The organism is Mycolicibacterium parafortuitum (assembly GCF_002086815.1).
In the GTDB taxonomy this organism is placed as follows: Bacteria; Actinomycetota; Actinomycetes; order Mycobacteriales; family Mycobacteriaceae; genus Mycobacterium; species Mycobacterium parafortuitum.
The window spans coordinates 20,177-40,245 of the sequence record NZ_MVID01000004.1 but is presented as its reverse complement, the minus strand read 5'-3'; the positions used below and the strand labels follow the sequence as shown (position 1 = coordinate 40,245).

The window sequence follows — 20,069 nt, the reverse complement described above, 5'->3', positions numbered from 1 at the left end:
GGTTTACAGATGACGGCAGTTTCGTTAATCACCGGTGGCGCGGGCGGAATGGGCGTGGCCAGTGCGAAGGTAGTCGGACGCGACCGCGCCGTGGTGCTGGCCGACGTCCGGAAGGAGCGGCTCGACGCCGCGGCCGCCGAACTCGCCGAGCACGGGATCTCCGCGACCGCCGTGCACTGCGACGTCACCGACCGGGACGCGGTCGGCCGGCTGTTCGAGGCCGTCACGCAGGTGGGCCCGCTGCACTCGGTGATCCACACCGCCGGGGTCAGCCCGAGCATGGGGGACGCCGAGTACGTGATGCGCACCAACGCTATCGGCACGCTGAACGTCGACGAGGAGTTCTTCGCCCACGCGGGCGAGGGTGCGGCGATCGTCAACGTCGCGTCGATGGCCGCCCACCTGATGCCCGCGGAGATGATCCCCAGCGCGGCGTTCCCGCTCGCGTTGTCCGACATCGACGCGTTCATGGCGGCGACCCTGCAGGCCTGCGACATCGCCGGACCGGAGGCCCGCTCGGGTCTCGCATACGCGATCAGCAAGAGCTTCGTGCGGTGGTTCAGCAGTGCCCAGGCCGAACGGTTCAACGGCAAAGGCCTGCGGATCGTGTCGGTGTCCCCGGGGTCGGTAGACACCGAGATGGGCCGGCTCGAGGAACAGGCCGGTGCGGGCGCGCTGGTCGCCGACGCCGCGGTGCCCCGGTGGGGTAAACCTGAGGAGATGGCCGAACTACTCGCGTTCTGTGTCTCCGACAAGGCCGGCTACCTCACCGGCACCGACATCCTCAACGACGGCGGCGTGGTCGCGTCGATGACCGAGCGGGCCCGGGTCGCACAATCCGTTTGACCCCGTACGTCGCCGGGTTCTTCGTCGTCGGCGCGATCTCGCAGTACCTGGGAGCCGCGGTCGGGGTGTTCCTGTTCGACACCACCGACCCCGCGACGGTCGCCTGGCTGCGGGCCGCGGGTGCCGGCGCCGTCCTGCTGGCCTGGCGGCGGCCGTGGCGGCGGACCTGGACGCCGCGAATGATGTTCGCGGCGGCCGCTTTCGGGCTCGTGACGCTGGCGATGAACGTTGCGTTCTACGAGGCGATCGCCCGCATCCCGCTCGGCACCGCCGTGGCGATCGAGTTCGCCGGCCCCGTCGCGGTCGCCGCCGCCGGGTCGCGGCGGGCCCGCGACATGCTCGCCGTCGTGCTGGTCGCGGCGGGGGTGTACCTGGTCGCCGGGGTGTCGACCGACGTCGACCTGGTCGGTGCGGGGTTCGCGGCGATCGCCGCGGCACTGTGGGCGGGCTACATCCTGCTCGGCAAGCGGGTCGCCGACGCCGGAGCCGGGGTCGACTCACTGGCGGTCGGGATGGCGCTGGCGGCGACGGTATCGGCGCCGGTGCTGCTCGGGATCCAAGTATCCGCTGCCCCTGAGGTTTTCGCCGATCCGCGCACCTGGGTGCTCGGAATCGGGGTCGGGGTGCTCTCCAGCGCGATCCCGTACGCGCTCGACCAGCATGTGCTGACCCGCATCGGGCGGGAACGCTTCGCGCTGCTGCTCGCGCTGCTACCCGCCACCGCGGCCGTGATCGGTGCCGTGGTGCTGGCCCAGCGCCCGACCGTCAGCGAGGTGGCGGGCATCGCGTGCGTGATGGCCGCGCTCGCGGTCACCGCGAGAGCCGCCGGCGAGCCGATAGGATGACCGGGTGAGCTGCTGCCACACCGACGGAACCGAGGGTGCGTTCACCGTCGACGCGTCCCGGATCACCTTCGGCCGCGGCTGCCTCGCCGAGCTCGGTGACCGCGCCTCGGCGCTCGGCATCACCAGGGTCGCACTGTTCTCCGACCCGACCATCGCCGGGCTCGAGGTCTTCGACACCGCGGCGCGCTCGCTGCGCGACGCCGGGATCGACGTGGTGGCCTACACCGACGTGCGCGTCGAGCCGACCGACGAATCCTTCAAGCAGGCAGCGGCTTTCGCGTCCGAGACCGCCCCCGACGGCTACATCTCGGTCGGCGGCGGCTCGGTCATCGACACCGCCAAGGCCGCGAATCTCTACGCCACCCATCCCGCCGACTTCCTCGACTACGTCAACGCGCCGGTCGGGGCCGGCACCCCGGTGCCCGGACCGCTGCGGCCGCACATCGCATGCCCGACGACGTCGGGCACCGGCAGCGAGGTGACCGGCATCGCGATCTTCGACCTGCTGTCGATGGCGGCCAAGACCGGTATCGCGTCACCGGCGCTACGCCCCACCGAGGCGCTGGTCGATCCCGACTGCACCGACACCCTGCCGCCGAATGTGGTGGCGTGCAGCGGTCTTGACGTACTCTCGCACGCGCTGGAGTCCTACACGGCGCGCCCGTATCTACGCCGCCCGCCGCCGCCGCGGCCGACCCAGCGGCCGATGAGCCAGGGCGCGAACCCGTGGAGCGACCTGGGCTGCGGCGAGGCGCTGCGCCTGCTCGGCAGGTACCTGAGGCGAGCAGTCGACGACGCGTCCGACAGGGAGGCCCGAGAGCAGGTGATGTGGGCCGCGACGCTGGCGGGTATCGCGTTCGGCAACGCCGGGGTGCACCTGCCGCACGCGATGGCGTATGCGGTGGCCGGGCAGGTCCGTGACTTCCGGCCCGCGAGCTATCCCGACGCCGAACCGATGGTGCCACACGGGATGTCGGTGATCCTCAACGCCCCTGCGGCATTCCGCCGCACCGCGCACACCGACCCGGGCCGCCACCTGTTCGCCGCCGAACAACTCGGCGCCGACGTGCGTGGCGCGGGACCCGACGACGCCGGCGTGGTGCTCGCCGAGCACCTGATCGCGATCATGCGCCGCGTCGGCATGCCCAACGGGCTGGAGGGCGTCGGCTACACCGGCGCCGACAGCCCGGCGCTGGCCGACGGTGCCTGGCCGCAGCAGCGGCTGCTGGCCAACGCGCCCATCGAGATCGACAGGGAAGTGCTGGCCGGCACCTTCGACGAATCGATGCGGTACTGGTGAGAGCGCTGCGCCGGTGAAGGACACCGACTACGGGTACTTCGTGCCGATCACCACCCGGTGGATGGACAACGACGTGTACGGCCACGTCAACAACGTCACGTACTACAGCTACTTCGACACCGCCGCGAACCATTTCTTGATCCACGAGGGCGGCCTCGACATCCACGACGCACCCGTGATCGGGCTGGTGGTGGAGTCGAAGTGTTCCTACCTGGCGCCGGTCGCCTACCCGGAAGACCTGCGGGCCGGCCTGCGGGTGGACAAGCTCTCCACCCGATCGGTGACCTACGGGGTCGGGATCTTCGGCGCCGGCGACGAGGCGGTCGCGCACGGCTATTTCGTGCACGTGTTCGTCGATCGGGCCACCCGCCGGGCCGTCCCGATCCCGGACCGGATCCGGGCGGCGCTGGAGCGGCTACACCGGGTGTGAGATCGCCGCGGCGAGGGGGCCGCACGGGGCGCACAGGCTGGAGTCGAACGTCGGGTAACCGCATGCCGGGCAACTGGTCACCAGGCGTGCGTCGGGCGTGGCAGGCATGCGACTCCTCTCAAGATGTTCGGGCGGCTGAAGCGATGTGGTCGGCCACCTCGGTCGTGACGGAGCGAGTGGCCTCGTTATCGGCGGGGGCGTAGCGATCGTTGGCCGAATCGTACCTCGCACCAGCGATATTCCCGTGATCGGCGGCCAGCTCGACCAGCCGCACCGGCCAGGCGTGGGCCTGCAGCCGAGCGGCGAACGCGCGGCTGACCGACGGATCCACCACGTCGTCGGCGCTGCCGTGCAGCAGCGTGAACGGCGGCCGCCGCCCGGCACCGGCCAGCGCGTCACCGACATCGAGCCCAAAGATGGGGTCGCGCACCATGAATGCGCCGGCCAGGCACACGGTGAAGGCCAGCTCCAGGCCGATGTCGGCGGCCCGCGCCGTCAGCCCGGCCGCCGCGACCCCGCCCAGCGACCACCCGATCAGCCCGAGCCCGGCGTCGGCCCGCGACCAGCCGCGCGCGAAGTCCACGGATGCCAGCAGGTCTGCCCGCCCGTTATCGGCGCTATGTGAATCCCAGTCCGGGACAACCACACTCAGCCCCCGGTCGGCGAGCAACCCGGCCAGGGTGCGTACCGTCGCCCGGGCATCGGTCTGTGTCCCATGCCATAGCAGCACCGTGCGGTCGATCGGGTCACCGTAGAGGTCCACCGGCCGGCCCGGTGCGTACTCCCGTGTCCTCACCCGCCGGGCCTGACGGCGGAGGCCAGTGCGGAAAGCGTCTCCTCGGCGGTGTGTTTCGGGCGCCACCCGAGCAGTTTCCTGGCCCGGCCGGTGTCCATCACCACCGATGTGCGTCCCGCGTGCAGCCACTCCAGGCTGGACGGGACGAACGGCAACCGGGCCAGCACCTCCGACGTCGCGGTGGCGGCGGCGTGCGGCACCCTCACCGGTCTCGCGCCGAGCGCCTCGCCGACCGCCGACATCGACAGCACGCCGTCACCGGCGATGTTGTAGGCCCCCGCAGGGGCGTCGGTCGTGGTCACCGCGAGCACGATCGCGTTCGCGACGTCGTCGTGGTGCACCAGCTGCAGCGGCGTGCCCGGGTCCGGGAACGGCGGCTTCAGCAACGGCAGCGCCTGGCTGACCCGGCGCACCGGCATCGGTAGTTGGTTCCACGGCATCGCGTCGGCCAGGGCGGTCGCGTGGGGTCCGGCGACGATGCACGGCCGCAGCACGTAGACCTCCAACCCGCTGCCGTCGGTGATCTCGTGCAGCGCGGCCTCGCACGCGGCCTTCTGTTCGGAGTAGTAGTGCTCGGCCGACCCGCGCACCGGCACGTCCTCGGTGATCGGCACCGGGTTGTCGGAGTGGTAGCCGTAGGCGGCCACCGACGAGGTGTAGACCAGGCGGCGGGTCCGGGGAGACGCCGTACCCCCGCGCCCCACGGCGGCTTCGAACACGTTGCGGGTGCCCTCCAGGTTGACGCGCGCGCTCTCCTCCCGCGAGCCCATGATGATGAACGCGAGATGCACCAGCACGTCGGCGTCGGCGACGAGGTCCGCGACGGCATCCCGGTCGAGGATGTCGCCCTGGCGGTACACGGTTTTCGTCCAGCCCTGCGCTGCGGGGTCGAACGGGCGTCGGGCCATCCCGACGATCTCTGCGACGTCGGGCGACGCCTCCAGCGCCGTGATCGTCGAGATCCCGATCTCCCCCGTCGGCCCGGTGACCGCGACGCGCAGCGACATGGCGTTCGGATAGCCCGCAGGGCGGCGGGCAAAACCGGTCGGGTGTCGGATCAGCCCTGGTGTCGGATCAGCCGATGTCGGACTCGTCGTCGGCGGTGAGCGCCGCGGCGGTGAAGAAGTCCAGCAGACCGGTGATGGTGAGCACCCGTTCCAGCTGCGCCGGTCGCTCGTCGAGGTGCAGGCGAAGCCCGGCCGCCGACGTACGCCGGTGGATCATCACCAGCCCGGACAGGCCTGCCGAATCGCAGAACGCCAACTCGGTGAAGTCCAGATGCAGATCCTGCAGTCCGGAGCGTTCGGTCAGCAGCTCGCCGACGGTGTCGACGAGCAGGGAGGTGGTGCCGTAGTCGAGGTCGCCCGAGACACGGATGCGGGTGGAATGGGCTGTGTTGTGAACAGCGAGTGTGAGTTTCATGCAGGCATTGGGGGGTTGGCGGATACGGACTGGGGGAGCGCGGCGTGGGCCGCGCCGAGAAGACGTCGGGCGCGGGGGAAGTCGCGCAATTGGCCGGACAGCGAGTCCAGGGCCGGGCTCAGGGAGTCCGCGGGCACCCCGCGGGCGATCAGGATCTCGGCGGTCCAGCCGATGAACTGGATGAACAGCTCGTCGTCATCGACGTACAGCGCGGTCGCCAGGAATTCGACGATGTGGGCGATGTCCTCGACGGTGCGATCACGCTGCGCGTCGGTGTACCCGCGCATCGCCGGGTACCGGTCCTCGAGGTCGGTGACGGTCGTCTTGATCAGCGTCGCGCTGTCACCGCGCACCATCGTGTACTCCCCGTCGGCGAGGTGCGGCAGATCGTCGATGGGTTGGTGGGTGGTCGCGGCCGAGGCGGGGCGGACGCCACGGCTGAGGATCTCGGCGGCGGTGCGCGCATCCGCACCCCACGCGTCGGCGCCCAGTTGTCGCGCGAAACGGCCGTCCACACCGAACGCGGCGCCGCCGGCGAGCACCGGCACGCCGGCGGCCTGGCACGCGGTGATCGCGGCGTGCGCGGTGGGAAGCCGGGTCGGGATCGAGCAGGACAGCGCGACCGCGACCGGGCCGTGCTGGTGGACGTGGGCGATCAGATGCGGCGTCGGGACCTGGGCGCCGAGGAAGTCGACCTGCCAGCCCCGCAGCCGCAGCACCTCGCCGAGCAGCCGGGCGGGCAGGGCGTGCCATTCCCCGTCGACGCACGCGACGGTGACCCGGCCCGCGGACGGGTCGCGCCTGCACCGCGGGTGGTGGGCCAGTGCGGCGATGACGCGGTCGTTGATCGCCGTCGCCGCGTGCTCCTGCGCGACGGTGATCCGGTTGGCCGCCCACTCGGTGCCGACCCGGCGCTGCACCTCGGCGATGACCGAGAGCAGCACGTCCTCCGGGTCGACCCCGGCGTCGAGCGCCGCGAACACCACCGCCGACGCCGTGTATTCGTCGGCGTCGAGCACCGCGTGCCACAACCGGTCACGCAGCACCCGGTAGTCGGGGCGATCGGCGCTCACGCGGTGAACCTCCCCGCGGTGTGCCCGTCGACCGCGCTCAGATGGTTGCGCCGCGGCGCGGTGATGGCGACCACCGCGATGTCGTCGTGGCAGCGGTCGTCGACCCATCCGGAGGTCAGCATCATGATCCGCTCCACGACCGCCTCCGCGGGCAGGCCGGCGCATTGCGCCAGTGCCGCCGACAGCCGGCTCTCGCCGAACATGTCCCCACCGAACGGACCGCCGCGCGCCTCGGTGACACCGTCGGTGAACAGCAGGCATGTCTCGCCCGGCGCCAGCGACGCCTCGACGGTCAGGGCCCTGATGTCGGGCATCACGCCGACCAGCGTGCCGCGGGTCTCGACTTCCTCGACGCGCCCGTCGTCGCGCACGATCAGCGGTGCCAGGTGTCCGGCGCTGGTCAGCCGCAACCGCACGAGGCCGTCTCGGCGGCTGACCGACGCCAGCACGAGCGTCGCGAACCGGGTGTGCTCGACGGACAGCAGCGCGCTGTTGAGCAGCCGGAGTACACCGCCGTGGTCGTGGGCCAGGGGCGCCAGCGCCTGCAGGGTGTTGCGGATCTTGCCGGTGAGCACCGCGGCTTCCAGGCCCTTGCCGCACACGTCGCCGAGCACCACCAGTGTCTCGCCGTCGGGGGTGGCCGCCGGGTGCACGTCGTAGAAGTCGCCGCCGACGGTCTCGTGGTCCTCGGACGCGCGGTATCCGCCGGCGAGCTCGATCCCGTCGAGGCGGTGCAGCTGCGGTGGGAGCAGTTCCCGCATCAGCGTGCGGGTGATCGCGGACTGTTCGGCGTAGAGCCGTGCTGCCGACAGCGCGGCACCGGCACGCGCGGCGAACAGCCGGGCGAACACCTCCTCGCCGTCGTCGAACGCGGTGTGGGACGTGTGCCGCAGCAGCACCAGCGCACCCGCGGGGACTCCGTGGCCGGGCAGCGGGGTGATCACGACAGATCCGACAGTGCCGGAGAAGTCTTGCGGGACAAGCCAATCGGGTAGCTGGGCGGGGTCGATCCAGCGGGACGGCACGGGCGGGAAGCCGCGCAGGGCCTCGCTGAGACCCGCCACCTCGGCCGGGTCGGCGTCGAGGACCCGGTGTCGGGTACCGCCGTCGCGCGTACCGCTGACCACCGGGATGCGCCCCGCGGTGCGCGGGGCCACCAGGACGGCACCGTCGGCGAGGTGGCGCGCCGCCATCTGCACCGTCGCCTCCATGCACCGGTCGATGTTGAGCGACGCCATCAGCACCGCGGACGCCTCGTCCAGGAATGCGGCGCGTTCGCGTTCCACGGTCAGCGAGCGCAGTGCCGCGCCGCCTGCGTCCTCGATCAGCCACCAGGCCTTGTCGCCGCCGGGCAGTTCGGTGGTGTGCGCGGTGCGCTCACCCGCCTCGGACAGCCACGGCGTCACCGAATCCTCGACCACGCTGCCGGGTCCGACCTCCGGCAGCACCGACCGGGCCGACGCGCTGAGCGTGCGGACTCTTCCGGTGCGATCGGCGATCAGCACCGGATGGGGCACCGGGCCCCAGACGGTGTCGATCCCGGTGGTGACGTCGAGGCGGGTGATCTCGCTTACCTGATCACTCATCACTGCCTCCTCGCAGCCGGACGTCACGCTGTCGTGCGGCGTCCAGCCGTTTCCCCGACTGTATGCAGGAAGCACGACATATGTCGACCACACGGGTTTTCGCATCCGTCAATCGACGGTTCACCTGTGCGTTGGGGGATACCCGAAGTTGTTGTGAAGGCAACATGCATAGCGGACCGGCGTCAGTGGGTAACTCCCCAGACATGCACTTCGACGACCGACACGCGCTGCCCGATCCCGACGAGAACGCCTCCGGAAACGACGTGCCTCCCGCCGGTCCCGCGTACTCGACGCCGCCGCCCGACGGCATCCCGGACGCCGACGACGAGTGACGCGCCGCTGATCAGGGCGTTCCGGCCGACAGGTCGACCGGCGCCCCCGGCTTCGGGGCGGGCAACCTACCCACCACGTAGTCGGCGGCCCGGTCGGTCATCCCGTTGACCAGATAGGCACCGTGCGCGGCGTTGTCCCCACCGGTCGGCGAGCACACCGGATCCTCGGTGACGCACAGGTCGACGGTCTTCGGCGCGTAGCGCGGGCCCACCGTGATCGGCGGTGCGCCGGTATAGATCATCTGCAGAAAACCGCTGGACGGCTTGCCGAACAGCGCGACCGCAGCGACGTGGTCGGCGACCTCCGGCGGCATCGGGCCGGTCAGACCGGGCGGCGGGGTGTAGCCCTCAGGGATGCCGTCCTCGGTCAGATAGGCCGCGACCGCGGCGCCCTGCGAGTATCCGCCGAGCACGATCTCGGTGTCGGGGCAGGTGCCGGCCATGGTCGTCACATGATTGCCCGCGTCGATGACGCCCTGTGCCGCAGTCGCAAAGTCAAGGGACGCGGGATAATTCACCGGGTAGACATCGACGCTGCGGCCGCCGGCACGTGCCCGCACCGCATCGACGAACGCCTGACCCGTGGCCCCGACACCGGGCGGCTCGAATGTGCCGCGGGCGAAGACCACCTGGACGTCAGGGCACGGAGCGGCGTATGCGGGGGCGGCGACGACCGGTGCGCCCGCCGCCGTCACCAGGACCGAGGCCGAACCGGCCAGCCATCGTCCAATTCTGTTCATGGGAACCGCCTGTTTTCTCGACGAGTTATTCCGTGGCAGGCGCCGTTGCAACCCCGAAAGGACGGCGCGGGTGTACCCGTGACGGCGTGATCCGAAACCGTTCCCGGGCGCGCCGTAAGGTGTCACCGCGTGACAGTGTTGCAGAACGATCCGTTCTGGCAAGCCGCCGATCGCCATCTGGTGCGATACGGCGCCACGTTCGTGCCGCGGATCATCGAACGAGCAGTCGGCAGCTATGTGTACGACAGCGACGGGTCGGCGATCCTGGATTTCACCTCCGGGCAGATGAGTGCGGTCCTCGGCCACGCGCACCCGGACATCGTCGCGACGGTGTCGACGGCGATGACCTCCCTGGACCACCTCTACAGCGGAATGCTGAGCCGTCCGGTCGTCACGCTCGCCACGAAGCTGGCGGCGACCCTGCCGCCGTCGCTGAGCCGAATGTTGTTGCTCACCACCGGCGCCGAATCCAACGAGGCCGCGATCAAGATGGCCAAGCTCTACACCGGGCGGTACGAGATCGTCTCGTTCGACCGGTCCTGGCACGGGATGACGACCGGCGCGTCGTCGGTCACGTTCAGCGCCGGACGGCGCGGATACGGCCCGGCGATGCCGGGCAGCCTGACATTGCCGACCCCGAACGCGTACCGCTCGCCGTTCCGGAGGCCCGACGGATCCCACGACTGGGAGTCCGAGCTGGAGTACGGGTTCGCGATGGTCGACGCGCAGTCCTCGGGAAGTCTGGCCGCGTGTTTGGTCGAGCCGATCCTGTCCTCGGGCGGGATCATCGAACTGCCTGACGGGTACCTGCGCCGGCTCAAGGAACTGTGCGTTCAGCGCGGGATGCTGTTGATCCTCGACGAGGCCCAGACCGGGATCGGCCGGACCGGCACGATGTACGCGTTCGAACGCGACGGCGTGGCGCCGGATCTGCTGACGTTGTCCAAGACGCTGGGGGCGGGGTTGCCCGTGGCCGCGGTGCTCACCAGCGACGAGATCGAAAGCGTCTGCCACGACCGGGGTTTCCTGTTCTTCACCACCCACGTGTCGGACCCGCTGGCCGCGTCGGTGGCGTGCACCGTGCTCGACGTCGTCGCCCGTGACGGGCTCGTCGAGCGGGCCGCCGAGCTGGGCGCACAGCTGCGCGACCGGTTGGCGGATATGGCAACGCGTCATCGGCAGATCGGTGACGTGCGCGGGCGGGGTCTGCTGCAGGGCATCGAACTGGTTGCCGACAAACAGAGCAAGGAACCCGCCGATGCGCTGGGCGCCGAGGTCACCGCGGCCTGCCTGCAGCGCGGACTGCACATGAACATCGTGCAGTTGCCGGGGATGGGCGGAATCTTCCGGATCGCGCCGCCGCTGACCATCTCGGAGGACGAACTGCACGCCGGGCTCGACATCCTCGACGACGCACTCGGGGCAGTTCTTCGCTCACCGGCTTGACAGTCAAATCGTTTCTGCCCCAGGATCACTCGCTCAGCGAGTCGGTAACGCCGGAGCGTGCCGCGCCGATACACTGGCGGCGCCCACCGCGTACGGGTTTCTTTCGGGGATCGGTATTGCCGGCCGGACGGGGCGACCGATCTTCAGACCGAAGGATTGCACGTTGTCACCCACTGCTCGCGTCGATCGCCGCGCCGTGCTCAAGGCCCCGGTGGTCCTTGCGGGGGCGATGGCAGCCGGGCTCGCGCTGACCCCGACACCGCGGGCCTCGGCCGAACTGGCCCGGTGGTCGCCCGACCGCGCCCACCGCTGGCACCGCGCCCAGGGCTGGCTGGTCGGGGCGAACTTCATTCCGGCGAACGCGATCAACCAGCTGGAGATGTTCCAGCCTGGAACGTTCGACCCGCGCCGCATCGACAGCGAGCTGCGGATGGCAAAACACATCGGGTTCAACACCGTTCGCGTGTTCCTGCACGATCTGCTGTGGGTGCAGGACCGGGCCGGATTTCAGCGCCGGCTGGCCCGCTTCGTCGACATCGCCGCCCACCACGGGATCAAGCCGCTGTTCGTGCTGTTCGACTCCTGCTGGGACCCGCACCCGCGGCTCGGCAAGCAGCGCGACCCGGTGCCGGGCGTGCACAACTCGGGCTGGGTGCAGAGCCCGGGCGCCGAGCACCTCGGTGATCCGCGGTACCGCCGGGTGATGCGCGACTACGTCGTCGGCGTCCTCAGTCAGTTCCGCCACGACAAACGCGTGCTGGGCTGGGACCTGTGGAACGAGCCGGACAATCCGTCCGACGTGTACAAGGCCGTCGAACGCAAGGACAAGATCGAGCGCGTCGCCGAACTGCTGCCGCAGGTGTTCGGCTGGGCCCGGTCGGTCGACCCGGTCCAGCCGCTGACCAGCGGTGTCTGGGACGGTGTCTGGGGAGATCCCGCGCGGCGCAACGAGATCAACCGGATCCAGCTCGACCTGTCCGACGTGATCTCGTTCCACAGCTACGCCGACCCGAAGGGGTTCGAGGACCGGCTCGCGGAGTTGACCCCGATGAACCGGCCGATGCTGTGCACCGAGTACATGGCGCGCACGCTCGGCAGCACCGTCGAGACCATCCTGCCGATCATGAAGGGCCGCAACATCGGCGCCTACACCTGGGGATTCGTCGCCGGGAAGACGCAGACGTTCCTGCCGTGGGATTCGTGGGAGCGGCCGGTGATGGATCCGCCGCTGTGGTTCCACGATCTGTTCAACGGCGACGGCACACCGTACCGGGCCGGCGAGATCAACGTGATCCGGGAGCTGACCGGCCGCAACCGTCCGAGCTAGCCCACTGCGGCCGGGGTGTCGGCGAGCTTCGAGGGCCGGCACAGCAGCGTCACGATCAGCGCGAGCCCGGCAGCCACGCCGAACGCCACATAGACGTTGACCAGGTCGGCGGTGCCGCCGAGCACCGCCGCGGCGATCGGGCGCGAGCCGAGGAAACCGACCAGCCACAGCGCCATGATGCGTCCGCGCAGCTCTTCGGGCGCGCGTTCCTGAACCACGGTGGACAGCCCGGTCATCGCGCAGCCGAATCCCAGACCGGCCAGGAGGAAGCCGGTGTAGGCCAGCCACGGTTGCAGCCCGAACGCCAGGACCGTGCTGCCCGCGGTCAGCGCGGCCATGCCGATCGACGACACGTACGCCGACGCGATCCGGCCGCGCAGCACCGCCAGCGAACCCATTCCGATCGCGGCGCCGACCCCGAACACCGCTGACAGGGATCCGACCATCGCGGCGTCGCCGCCGAGGGCGTCGGCGATCGACGGGGCCAGGGTGATCGACGGATCCGAGACGATGCCGACGGTGGTCACCGCGGCGAGCGCCAGCAGCAGCGGCCGGTCGGCCAGCACGTAGCGGATCGCCGCACGCACCCGGTAGTCGGTTCCGGGCTGGCGGGGCGGCGGACTCGGGAACGTCACGAGGATCAGAAACAGCGCGAACACGAAGTGCAGCACCGCGCTGACGGTGAACGCCGATGCCGGTCCGAGGTGGGCGGCGAGGTATGCGCCCGCCGCCGGGCCGATGATGCGCCCGACCGTCATCGGCAGGCTGTTCAGCGCCATCGCGGTCGCGAGCTCGCCGGGACGGATCAGGTTCGGCACGATCGACTGCATCGCCGGGCCGCCGACGACGAAGCCGATCCCGACCAAGGTGGTCCCGAGCAGGATCGGGACGGCGACCGCCATGCCCTGCAGCGTCGGCACGGCGTACATCCAGACCGCGATCGAGCCGGAACCGATCACGCAGAACACCCGGCCGAGCAGGATCTGCCGTGCCGGATTGCCGGTGTCGGCCCACTTGCCACTCGTCGGGGCCAGGATCAGCTGCGGCGCGAACTGCACCACGCCGACCAGTCCGACCATCAGCGCCGAACGGGTCGCCTCGTACATGACGACCGCGGCCACCAGGCCGTGCGTCCACACCGCGACGACGGCGAACATCTTGCCCCAGAACAGCGCGCCGAAGACGCGGTCGAACATGAGTCCGAGCGCGCCGCGCGACGGCAGCGGGGCGGTCGTCCCGGAGACCCCTACCGGGTCGAGCGGTTCGGAGCGGGACAACGGCACCAAAAATACATAGCACATCAATGCTGTTGCCCGGAAACCGTCAGCGGTGCGGCAACCTCGAGCGTGCCGGCGTCATCGGCGGTGCCGGTTCCCGGTCCTCGACCGGGGTCGCGCCGTTGAGCAGCCGAAGCGAGGCGAGCCCGGCCCCGACCAGGATCAGGGCCGGGACCGCGAAGACAGCGACGGTCAGGACCAGACCCGTCCCCGACCCGGCGAGGGCACTGGTCACCGCGAGCAGGGCCAGCACCCACGTCACGACAGTGACCACCAGTGTCAGCAGACCCGCGACCACGCCGGCGCGCACGGCACCGTAGAACGGCGCCCCGGTCGCGCCCAGCACGACGAACACGGGCAGAGCGAACAGTGCCAAACCCGCGACCAGCCCGCCGTCGGAGCCCAGCAGGCGGGCCGCCGGCATCACCAGGGCGATCGCGACCACGGCCGCGCCCAGCACACCGGCGACGGCGATTGCGCGTGCGTTGCGATATTGCATGCCCGTCGGGTGCCCGGACCCGCAGGTGCGAAACCCGCCCGGGGCGGGTCAGGTGTGCGCGGGGGTGGCCGCGAAGCGGTCGGTGATGGCCTGGCAGAACGCGTCGAGATCCTCCGGTGAGCGACTCGTGATCAGGTTGCCGTCGATGCACACCTGCTGGTCGACGACGGTCGCGCCGGCGTTGCGCAGATCGGTGCGCAGGCTCGGATAGGACGTCAGCGTCCGGCCCGCGACGACATCGGCCTCGACCAGCGCCCACGGGCCGTGACAGATCGCGGCGACCGGTTTGCCCGAGCGGACGAAGTCGCGCACGAACGCGACCGCGGCCTCGTCGAGGCGAAGTTTGTCGCCGTTGACCGTGCCGCCCGGCAGCACGAGCGCGTCGAATTCGTCGATCTCGGCGTCACCGACGAGCCGGTCCACCGGGAACGAGCCCGCGGGTTCGAGGTCGTGGTTGCGGGCGTCGATCTCGCCGTCGGTGATCGACAGCAGCTCGGTGTGCCCGCCGGCACCGCGGATCGTGTCCCGCGGCCGCTCGAGTTCGACCTTCTCGACGCCGTCGGCTGCGAGAAAGGCGATGCGGCGTCCTTCCAACTCACGTCCCTCTGAAGCGTTGGGCATGGGGCCTCCTTCGTCCGACGACCCGGTTACCCGCTCGGCTACCGTCGAACCCATGAGTGCTCAGTCCGACAGCGACCGTCTCGGCAACGTCGCACCAGGAGACCTGATCGAATTGACCCTGCCCGGAGCGTCCGGTGACGAGACCCGCCAGTTCAAGGTGGTGCACAAGGAGGCGCGGGACGGGACCGTCGTCGCGACGCTGGAGGGCGACCACGGCGAGACCCGCGACATCGAACTGCCCGCCGACACCGTCGTGGTACGCACCCTGGAGTCGAAATGGGAGTCCCCGCAGAGTCCTACCGAGCACGAGAGCCCTACCGAGAATCAGGGATGACGCCCGCGCCGCGCTGACGACTCCCTGCTCCGTTGGGCCCGCCGTTTGGCCGCCGCACGCAGGTGGTACTGAGCGGGTGGCGCGCGGATGCGCCGCAGGAAGGGGACTGTCCATGAAGCTCAAGCGGATCGCCGGGCTCGCCGGCGCTGCGGTGGTCGGTGCGACGACCGCGGTCACGGCTGCCGGTGCCGTTCCGACGGCCGTCGCGCAGCCGCCGTGCCCGGATGTCGAGGTCGTCTTCGCGCGCGGCACCAGCGAGGCGCCCGGCGTCGGAGGCGTCGGTCAGGCGTTCGTCGACGCGGTGCGCGCGCAGGCCGCACCACGCACCGTCGATGCGTACGCGGTGAACTATCCGGCGGGCAGCAACTTCGCCGAACGCGAGGCATTCGCGGCCACGGTGATCGACGGGGTCCGCGATGCGGGCAATCGCGTGCTGACCATGTCACGGGACTGCCCCGACACCCGCATCGTGCTCGGCGGTTTCTCGCAGGGCGCGGTGGTGTCCGGGTTCGCGACCTCCGACACCGTCCCGAGCTCGGTGCCTGCGGCGATCGCCCCGACGCCGCTGCCGGACGACGTGGCCGACCATGTCGCGGCCGTCGTGCTGTTCGGTACCCCGTCGGATGCCTTCCTGGCCGGGCTCGGCGCCCCGGCGATCACCATCGGGCCGCGGTATGCGGACAAGACGCTGAGACTGTGCGCCCAGGGCGACAGCATCTGCGACGGGGCGCCCGCCGGGGGCCCGAACATCGCCCACGCGTTCTACCCGGTGAACGGGATGGTCACCGAGGGGGCGTCGTACGCGGTGGCCCGGATCTAGGTTTCCGCCTCAGCCGCCGGCCGGGACGGGGTAGCGGTCGTTGACGTCGGCGTTGGAGTCCTTTCGTGCGCAGTGCGCACAGCAGAAGATTCCTTCGTCGGTCTCGATGCCGTGCCCGAGGATGCGGCAACCGCAGTGCAGACACTCGGGGGCGAGTTGAGACGCGGCGCATTCGACGCTGTCGAACGTCGCCGTGCGCCCGTCGTGGAACGTGACGGTGAAGGCTTTGTCGTAGTCGTTTCCGCAGGTGTCGCAAATACTCATGCGCGTCCCATTCCCCAGGGTCGCCGGGGCAAACGCGTTTGGATGGTGACGAAGTGGGCATCAAGCATCCGTGACGAGCGCATATACCACAATCGACGCCCTTGAAGCTCCTGCCGAGGTCTATCCCCCGCAAGAGGATTCATCACTGCTCATCGACGCGATGGTCACCGCGGGCGTCGTCCCGGGTGCGCGGGTCGCTGATTTGTGCACCGGCAGTGGCGTTGTCGCGATCGCGGCGGCCAGCGCGGGCGCCGCGTCGGTGACGGCCTTCGACATCTGCCCCAAAGCTGTCTCGCGGACCCGGCAGGAGGCGCTGGCCGCCGGTGTCGAGATCGACGTCCACCGTGGATCATGGGCTCGAGCAATCGAATTCGGCCCGTTTGACGTCGTCCTTGCCAATCCGCCGTATGTGCCGGAGGCGCCGGTGGACGATTCCGGCCTGATCTCGCCGGCCGCGGGCCCGTCCCGGGCCTGGGATGCCGGCCCTGACGGCCGCATGGTGCTCGACCCGCTGTGCGCGGCCGCGCCGCTGCTGCTGGAGGAGGGCGGCACCTTGCTGATCGTGCATTCGGAATGCTCCGGGGTCACCCGAACGCTGAGTGCGCTTCGCGCACAGGGTATGCGGGCCGAGGTGGCGGCTCAGCAGCTGATCCCGTTCGGCCCGGTGATGACGGCTCGGGCGCCGTGGCTCAAGCGGGCAGGCCTGCTCGGCCGCCACGCCACCCAGGAACGCATCGTCGTGGTTCGCGCGGACGCGCCGTGAGTGATCAGGATTTCCGCCAGGTCCGGGTCGTGCCCGGCGGCCCGGTCATGGTGGAAGGCCCTGTGTGCATTGAGCTTCCGGACGGAAGCAAGGTCGAATCCGACCGCTTCATGGTCGCGATCTGCGCATGTAGGCGATCCAAGACCTATCCGCTGTGCGATACGAGCCACCGCCGCAGGCAGCGTGCCGGCGGCGGTGGCGCGGAATCGAATTCGGAGTCAGCCTCAGGAGACGTCGAATCAGTCGATCTCTCGTCGCAGTGACGATTCTCCCGCGCGCCAGCTCCTCATGAGGTGATCGGCAAGCCGGTTCTCCACGAGGTCGAACGCGCGGATCCCGAACACCACGTCGGCGTCCAGGTCCGGTTCCCGGCTCACCAGGTCGCCGACCACATCGGTGCGCACCACCTGCTCGTGCACGGCATCGGCCTCGACGTGCTCGGCGTAGAACGCGCGGCACTCGATCGGGGCGCCCATGCGCTCCAGCGCCTGCACCATCCGCCGGGACCCGGGAGGTGACGTCACCTCCGTGGCGGCGAAATGCCCGACGGCACAACCCCGCAACCGGCGGTGCAGACCGAACATCGACATCAGGTTCACGACGGCCAGTGCCTCAGCGGACACATGATTGAGGTAGCTGAGGTACGTGGCGTCCAGGCCGGCGGCCTCCATCAGGTCGGCGAACAACTGCTGGTGCAGCCGGGTACCCTTGCCCGCGCCGAACTCGTCGAACTCGACGGCGACGAACGACGCCTTGGCCTGGCCGGTCAGCCGCGGGATGGCCCACGCATGCGGATCGCCCTCCTTGAGGTGGTACAGCGAGCGGTGCGTGAAGTACTCGCGCATCTGCTCCCAGGTGCCCTCGTCGCGCAGGTAGTAGGACGGGCCGTCACCGTTGACCGGTTCGACGCAGAGCTTCTCCAACTCCTCCAGCGCACTCACCTCGCCGATCTCGCCCACCTGCCTGCGCACATCGGACAGGAACAGATCCTCGAGCTGGCTGCGCAGATAGATCAGACCCGGATTCCATTCCCATCCGGAATCCACCCCGCGGAATCCCCGGTAGTGCAGCTCGTAGCAGACGTAAAGCGCGAGGTGAAGGTCGATCCCGGCGGGATCCGCGTCGGCCAGCGACGTCTCGACCTTGGCGAGATACCGCAGCGGGGCCCGCTCGGCGAGCAGGTCGACGACCGACATCGAGATCGGGCCACGAGGTTCCGGCAGGGTGGGGGGTTCAACGAGGGTGGGCATCACGAGCCCGTACGTACCCGGGCGCGGGGCCGATAAACCGTCGAGCGGCGGCCGCCCCAGGTACCCACTGACCCTCTGACGTACACCAACGAGCCGGGTATCTCACAACATTGCGCAGCGGTCATGTCTGCGCCGGGCTCCGGGTACCCGACGGGGGAGCGCTCAGAACCGACGCGCCGAGAACACCGAGAACGTTGAAGTCACACAACCGAGGGGTGAACCAGACCTATGGCTACTACGCCGATTACGAAGGCCGCTTCCAACGAGGCCACGACCGCGACGCTGATCGCACAGCTGCGCACCGTCCTTGACCTGACGCACACCGAGATCCAGGTCGCCGAGACCCGGGTGGCGCAGGCCCGCACCGACGCCGTGCGCCGCGAGCTGACCGAGAACGCCGAGAACGCCCGGACCCGTGCCGCGGCCATCGAGAAGGCCATCCGCGACCTGGGCGGCTTCCCCGACGTGATCGGGCCCTTCCTGGGCCGCGCCGCGGCAGCGGTCAAGGCGCTCACCGAGCAGGCCGAGCCGTTCGACGAGGCGCTTCTGGGCGACCTGGCCCTGGAGGGTCAGCTGCTCGACCGCTCGCGCTACGTCAAAGCGCTGGCCGTCTCGGCCGGACACAAGGACGTCGAGGAACTGGCCTCACGGCTGATCACCGCGCACACCGCGACGGTGGAGTGGCTGACCACCGTGCTGGCCGAGGACGCCCTCGGCGGCCCGGCGGCGCTGCGCCGCACGCCCGTGCAGGCCGCCGCCGGTCTGGCCGTGAAGCTGGCCAACCTGCCGTTCACGTGGTCCACGCGCGGCGCCGAGCGCATCGCCGAAGCGGTCCGCTCCGTCCGCCCGACCGTCGCCGGTCTGGTCGACCGCGGCGCGCGCACCGGTGACATCGCCGGTAAGGCGCTCTCCGGCGCGCGTGACGGCGCCCTCGAAGCCGCCGAGCGGGTCACCCGCGAGCAGGGTGCCGATGATGCCGCGGATGCGATCCATGCCGCCCGCGGGGCCAGCGGATTGCTCGACGCCGGCGAGCTGCCGATCGCGGACTACGACGAGCTGACCGTCACCGATGCGGCGAACGCGGTCAAGGAGCTCACCGAGCCGTCCGACATCCGCGTGATCATCGCCTACGAGGAGGCGCACAAGAACCGTCAGCGCGTCGTCTCGGCCGCGCAGGCGCGCGTGGCCGCCATCGCGCAGGAGGTCGTCGGCATCAGCCGCTGACATATCGACAGGACGGGCCGGCACGGATTCCCTGTGCCGGCCCGTTTTCGTCTGCACTCGGGGTCTGCGCTCGGGGTCTGCACGCTGCACGTCTTACGCTCCAGTGGTGACCATCAGCTACGACGACGGGCTACGCGACGTGATCGCCGAGCGCCTCACCCGCCACGACCGCCGCACGGTGACGGATCCGTCGAAGCGGCACGCGGCCGTGGCGGTGGTGCTCGTCGATTCCCTGGTCGGGGAGGACCGGGTGGACCCGGCCCCGGTGGACGACTGGATCGCCGGCCGGCCGATGCCCGGGGATCTCGACGGCCGGATGGTCGACGTCTCCGGTGGGGCAGCGTTCTTCCTGTGCCGTAGGGCTTCTCGATTGTCGTCGCACTCGGCGCAGTGGGCGCTGCCCGGTGGCCGGCTCGATCCGGGGGAGTCGGTGGTCGATGCCGCGCTGCGTGAGCTCGACGAGGAGGTCGGTGTGCGGCTGCCGGATACGGCGGTGCTCGGCCTGCTCGACGACTACCCGACGCGGTCGGGGTACGTGATCACGCCGGTGGTGGTCTGGGGCGGGGGACGGCTCGACCCGCGACCGTCCCCCGACGAGGTGGTCGCGGTCTATCGGGTTGGTCTGCACCAGCTTCTGCGCGAGGACTCACCGCGCTTCATCACCATCCCCGAGAGCCCGCGCCCGGTGGTGCAGATCCCGTTGGGCAATGACCTCATCCACGCGCCGACCGGCGCGGTCCTGTTACAGCTGAGGTGGCTGTGCCTTGAGGGGCGCGATGATCCGGTCGACCGCCTCGAACAGCCGGTATTCGCCTGGAAGTAGCCGGCGCTCGTTTGCTGACGCGACCGTTCGGGTAGCCCACGGGCATGATGC

General features: G+C 70.3%; 24 protein-coding genes. 13 read left to right on the top strand and 11 right to left on the bottom strand.

The features are described 5' to 3' along the window. Positions 1-9: 9 nt before the first annotated feature. Genes BST38_RS06685 through BST38_RS06670 form a run of 4 tightly spaced genes read left to right on the top strand, consistent with a single transcriptional unit; the run spans position 10 to position 3,421 of the window. Positions 10-846 carry an SDR family oxidoreductase gene (locus BST38_RS06685; RefSeq protein ID WP_083142494.1) on the top strand — a complete coding sequence of 279 codons (837 nt, stop codon included), beginning with the start codon at positions 10-12 and terminating at the stop codon, positions 844-846. Continuing rightward, the gene (locus BST38_RS06680) at positions 843-1,691 is read left to right on the top strand and encodes an EamA family transporter (RefSeq protein ID WP_237160687.1); all 849 of its coding nucleotides are present in this window, start codon (positions 843-845) and stop codon (positions 1,689-1,691) included. Before BST38_RS06685 ends, BST38_RS06680 begins: the two co-directional genes overlap by 4 nt. 4 nt (positions 1,692-1,695) lie before the next feature. After that, positions 1,696-2,991, top strand: coding sequence for a hydroxyacid-oxoacid transhydrogenase (locus tag BST38_RS06675; protein ID WP_083142492.1), 1,296 nt, complete (start codon positions 1,696-1,698; stop codon positions 2,989-2,991). A 13-nt stretch (positions 2,992-3,004) separates the two neighbouring features. Further along, on the top strand, positions 3,005-3,421 hold the full coding sequence (locus BST38_RS06670; RefSeq protein ID WP_110781669.1) for an acyl-CoA thioesterase: 417 nt from the start codon (positions 3,005-3,007) through the stop codon (positions 3,419-3,421). 118 nt (positions 3,422-3,539) lie between these two features. Here the strand turns inward: BST38_RS06670 and BST38_RS06665 are convergent, their stop codons facing one another. The 5 genes from BST38_RS06665 to BST38_RS06645 form a co-directional block, all read right to left on the bottom strand. Then, entirely contained in the window at positions 3,540-4,217 is a 678-nt protein-coding gene (locus BST38_RS06665; protein WP_083142491.1) for an alpha/beta hydrolase family protein, read from the bottom strand. Continuing rightward, complete coding sequence (locus tag BST38_RS06660) at positions 4,214-5,224, bottom strand: NAD-dependent epimerase/dehydratase family protein (protein WP_083142490.1); 1,011 nt, start codon at positions 5,222-5,224, stop codon at positions 4,214-4,216. The genes BST38_RS06665 and BST38_RS06660 overlap by 4 nt, the downstream gene beginning before the upstream one ends. 67 nt (positions 5,225-5,291) lie before the next feature. Next, positions 5,292-5,639, bottom strand: a complete 348-nt coding sequence (locus BST38_RS06655) for an STAS domain-containing protein (protein ID WP_083142489.1) — start codon at positions 5,637-5,639, stop codon at positions 5,292-5,294. After that, positions 5,636-6,712, bottom strand: coding sequence for a cobalamin B12-binding domain-containing protein (locus tag BST38_RS06650; RefSeq protein WP_083142488.1), 1,077 nt, complete (start codon positions 6,710-6,712; stop codon positions 5,636-5,638). The genes BST38_RS06655 and BST38_RS06650 overlap by 4 nt, the downstream gene beginning before the upstream one ends. Next, positions 6,709-8,298, bottom strand: coding sequence for a PP2C family protein-serine/threonine phosphatase (locus tag BST38_RS06645; RefSeq protein ID WP_083142487.1), 1,590 nt, complete (start codon positions 8,296-8,298; stop codon positions 6,709-6,711). The genes BST38_RS06650 and BST38_RS06645 overlap by 4 nt, the downstream gene beginning before the upstream one ends. Positions 8,299-8,501: 203 nt before the next feature. Here BST38_RS06645 and BST38_RS29755 point away from each other — a divergent pair, with 203 nt between their 5' ends. Then, the gene (locus tag BST38_RS29755; RefSeq protein ID WP_272818841.1) at positions 8,502-8,630 is read left to right on the top strand and encodes a hypothetical protein; all 129 of its coding nucleotides are present in this window, start codon (positions 8,502-8,504) and stop codon (positions 8,628-8,630) included. Positions 8,631-8,641: 11 nt separating this feature from the next. Here BST38_RS29755 and BST38_RS06640 read toward each other — a convergent pair whose 3' ends face one another. Next, a complete protein-coding gene (locus BST38_RS06640; RefSeq protein ID WP_083142486.1) occupies positions 8,642-9,370 on the bottom strand; it encodes a cutinase family protein in 729 nt (242 codons plus the stop codon). A 138-nt stretch (positions 9,371-9,508) separates the two neighbouring features. Between BST38_RS06640 and BST38_RS06635 the strand changes: the two genes are divergently transcribed. Next, on the top strand, positions 9,509-10,816 hold the full coding sequence (locus BST38_RS06635; protein ID WP_083142746.1) for an aspartate aminotransferase family protein: 1,308 nt from the start codon (positions 9,509-9,511) through the stop codon (positions 10,814-10,816). A gap of 163 nt (positions 10,817-10,979) precedes the next feature. Beyond that, positions 10,980-12,143 carry a glycoside hydrolase 5 family protein gene (locus BST38_RS06630; protein WP_110781666.1) on the top strand — a complete coding sequence of 388 codons (1,164 nt, stop codon included), beginning with the start codon at positions 10,980-10,982 and terminating at the stop codon, positions 12,141-12,143. Here the strand turns inward: BST38_RS06630 and BST38_RS06625 are convergent. The 3 genes from BST38_RS06625 to BST38_RS06615 form a co-directional block, all read right to left on the bottom strand. Then, positions 12,140-13,339 (bottom strand): MFS transporter, encoded by a 1,200-nt coding sequence (locus tag BST38_RS06625; RefSeq protein WP_237160701.1) that lies wholly within the window; start codon positions 13,337-13,339, stop codon positions 12,140-12,142. The genes BST38_RS06630 and BST38_RS06625 overlap by 4 nt on opposite strands. Before the next feature lie 127 nt (positions 13,340-13,466). Next, complete coding sequence (locus BST38_RS06620) at positions 13,467-13,919, bottom strand: hypothetical protein (protein WP_083142483.1); 453 nt, start codon at positions 13,917-13,919, stop codon at positions 13,467-13,469. A 48-nt stretch (positions 13,920-13,967) separates the two neighbouring features. Further along, the gene (locus BST38_RS06615; protein ID WP_083142482.1) at positions 13,968-14,540 is read right to left on the bottom strand and encodes a type 1 glutamine amidotransferase domain-containing protein; all 573 of its coding nucleotides are present in this window, start codon (positions 14,538-14,540) and stop codon (positions 13,968-13,970) included. 52 nt (positions 14,541-14,592) lie between these two features. On the opposite strand from BST38_RS06615, the gene BST38_RS06610 reads away from it, so the two are divergent. Then, entirely contained in the window at positions 14,593-14,874 is a 282-nt protein-coding gene (locus tag BST38_RS06610) for a hypothetical protein (RefSeq protein ID WP_083142481.1), read from the top strand. Positions 14,875-14,986: 112 nt separating this feature from the next. Next, positions 14,987-15,694, top strand: a complete 708-nt coding sequence (locus tag BST38_RS06605; protein WP_083142480.1) for a cutinase family protein — start codon at positions 14,987-14,989, stop codon at positions 15,692-15,694. Positions 15,695-15,703: 9 nt separating this feature from the next. Here BST38_RS06605 and BST38_RS06600 read toward each other — a convergent pair whose 3' ends face one another. Further along, positions 15,704-15,958 carry a metallothionein gene (locus BST38_RS06600; RefSeq protein ID WP_083142479.1) on the bottom strand — a complete coding sequence of 85 codons (255 nt, stop codon included), beginning with the start codon at positions 15,956-15,958 and terminating at the stop codon, positions 15,704-15,706. Between the two features lie 70 nt (positions 15,959-16,028). On the opposite strand from BST38_RS06600, the gene BST38_RS06595 reads away from it, so the two are divergent. Both BST38_RS06595 and BST38_RS06590 read left to right on the top strand, forming a co-directional pair. Next, positions 16,029-16,721 carry a HemK2/MTQ2 family protein methyltransferase gene (locus tag BST38_RS06595; RefSeq protein WP_083142478.1) on the top strand — a complete coding sequence of 231 codons (693 nt, stop codon included), beginning with the start codon at positions 16,029-16,031 and terminating at the stop codon, positions 16,719-16,721. Between the two features lie 47 nt (positions 16,722-16,768). Beyond that, positions 16,769-16,984: a CDGSH iron-sulfur domain-containing protein gene (locus BST38_RS06590; RefSeq protein ID WP_420872560.1), complete on the top strand. Its 216-nt coding sequence runs from the start codon at positions 16,769-16,771 to the stop codon at positions 16,982-16,984. Here BST38_RS06590 and BST38_RS06585 read toward each other — a convergent pair. Next, complete coding sequence (locus BST38_RS06585) at positions 16,961-17,971, bottom strand: iron-containing redox enzyme family protein (RefSeq protein ID WP_083142476.1); 1,011 nt, start codon at positions 17,969-17,971, stop codon at positions 16,961-16,963. The genes BST38_RS06590 and BST38_RS06585 overlap by 24 nt on opposite strands. Before the next feature lie 228 nt (positions 17,972-18,199). Between BST38_RS06585 and BST38_RS06580 the strand changes: the two genes are divergently transcribed. Beyond that, the gene (locus BST38_RS06580; RefSeq protein ID WP_083142475.1) at positions 18,200-19,195 is read left to right on the top strand and encodes a hypothetical protein; all 996 of its coding nucleotides are present in this window, start codon (positions 18,200-18,202) and stop codon (positions 19,193-19,195) included. Between the two features lie 106 nt (positions 19,196-19,301). Next, the gene (locus BST38_RS06575; protein WP_083142745.1) at positions 19,302-20,018 is read left to right on the top strand and encodes an NUDIX hydrolase; all 717 of its coding nucleotides are present in this window, start codon (positions 19,302-19,304) and stop codon (positions 20,016-20,018) included. The last annotated feature ends 51 nt before the right edge of the window (positions 20,019-20,069 follow it).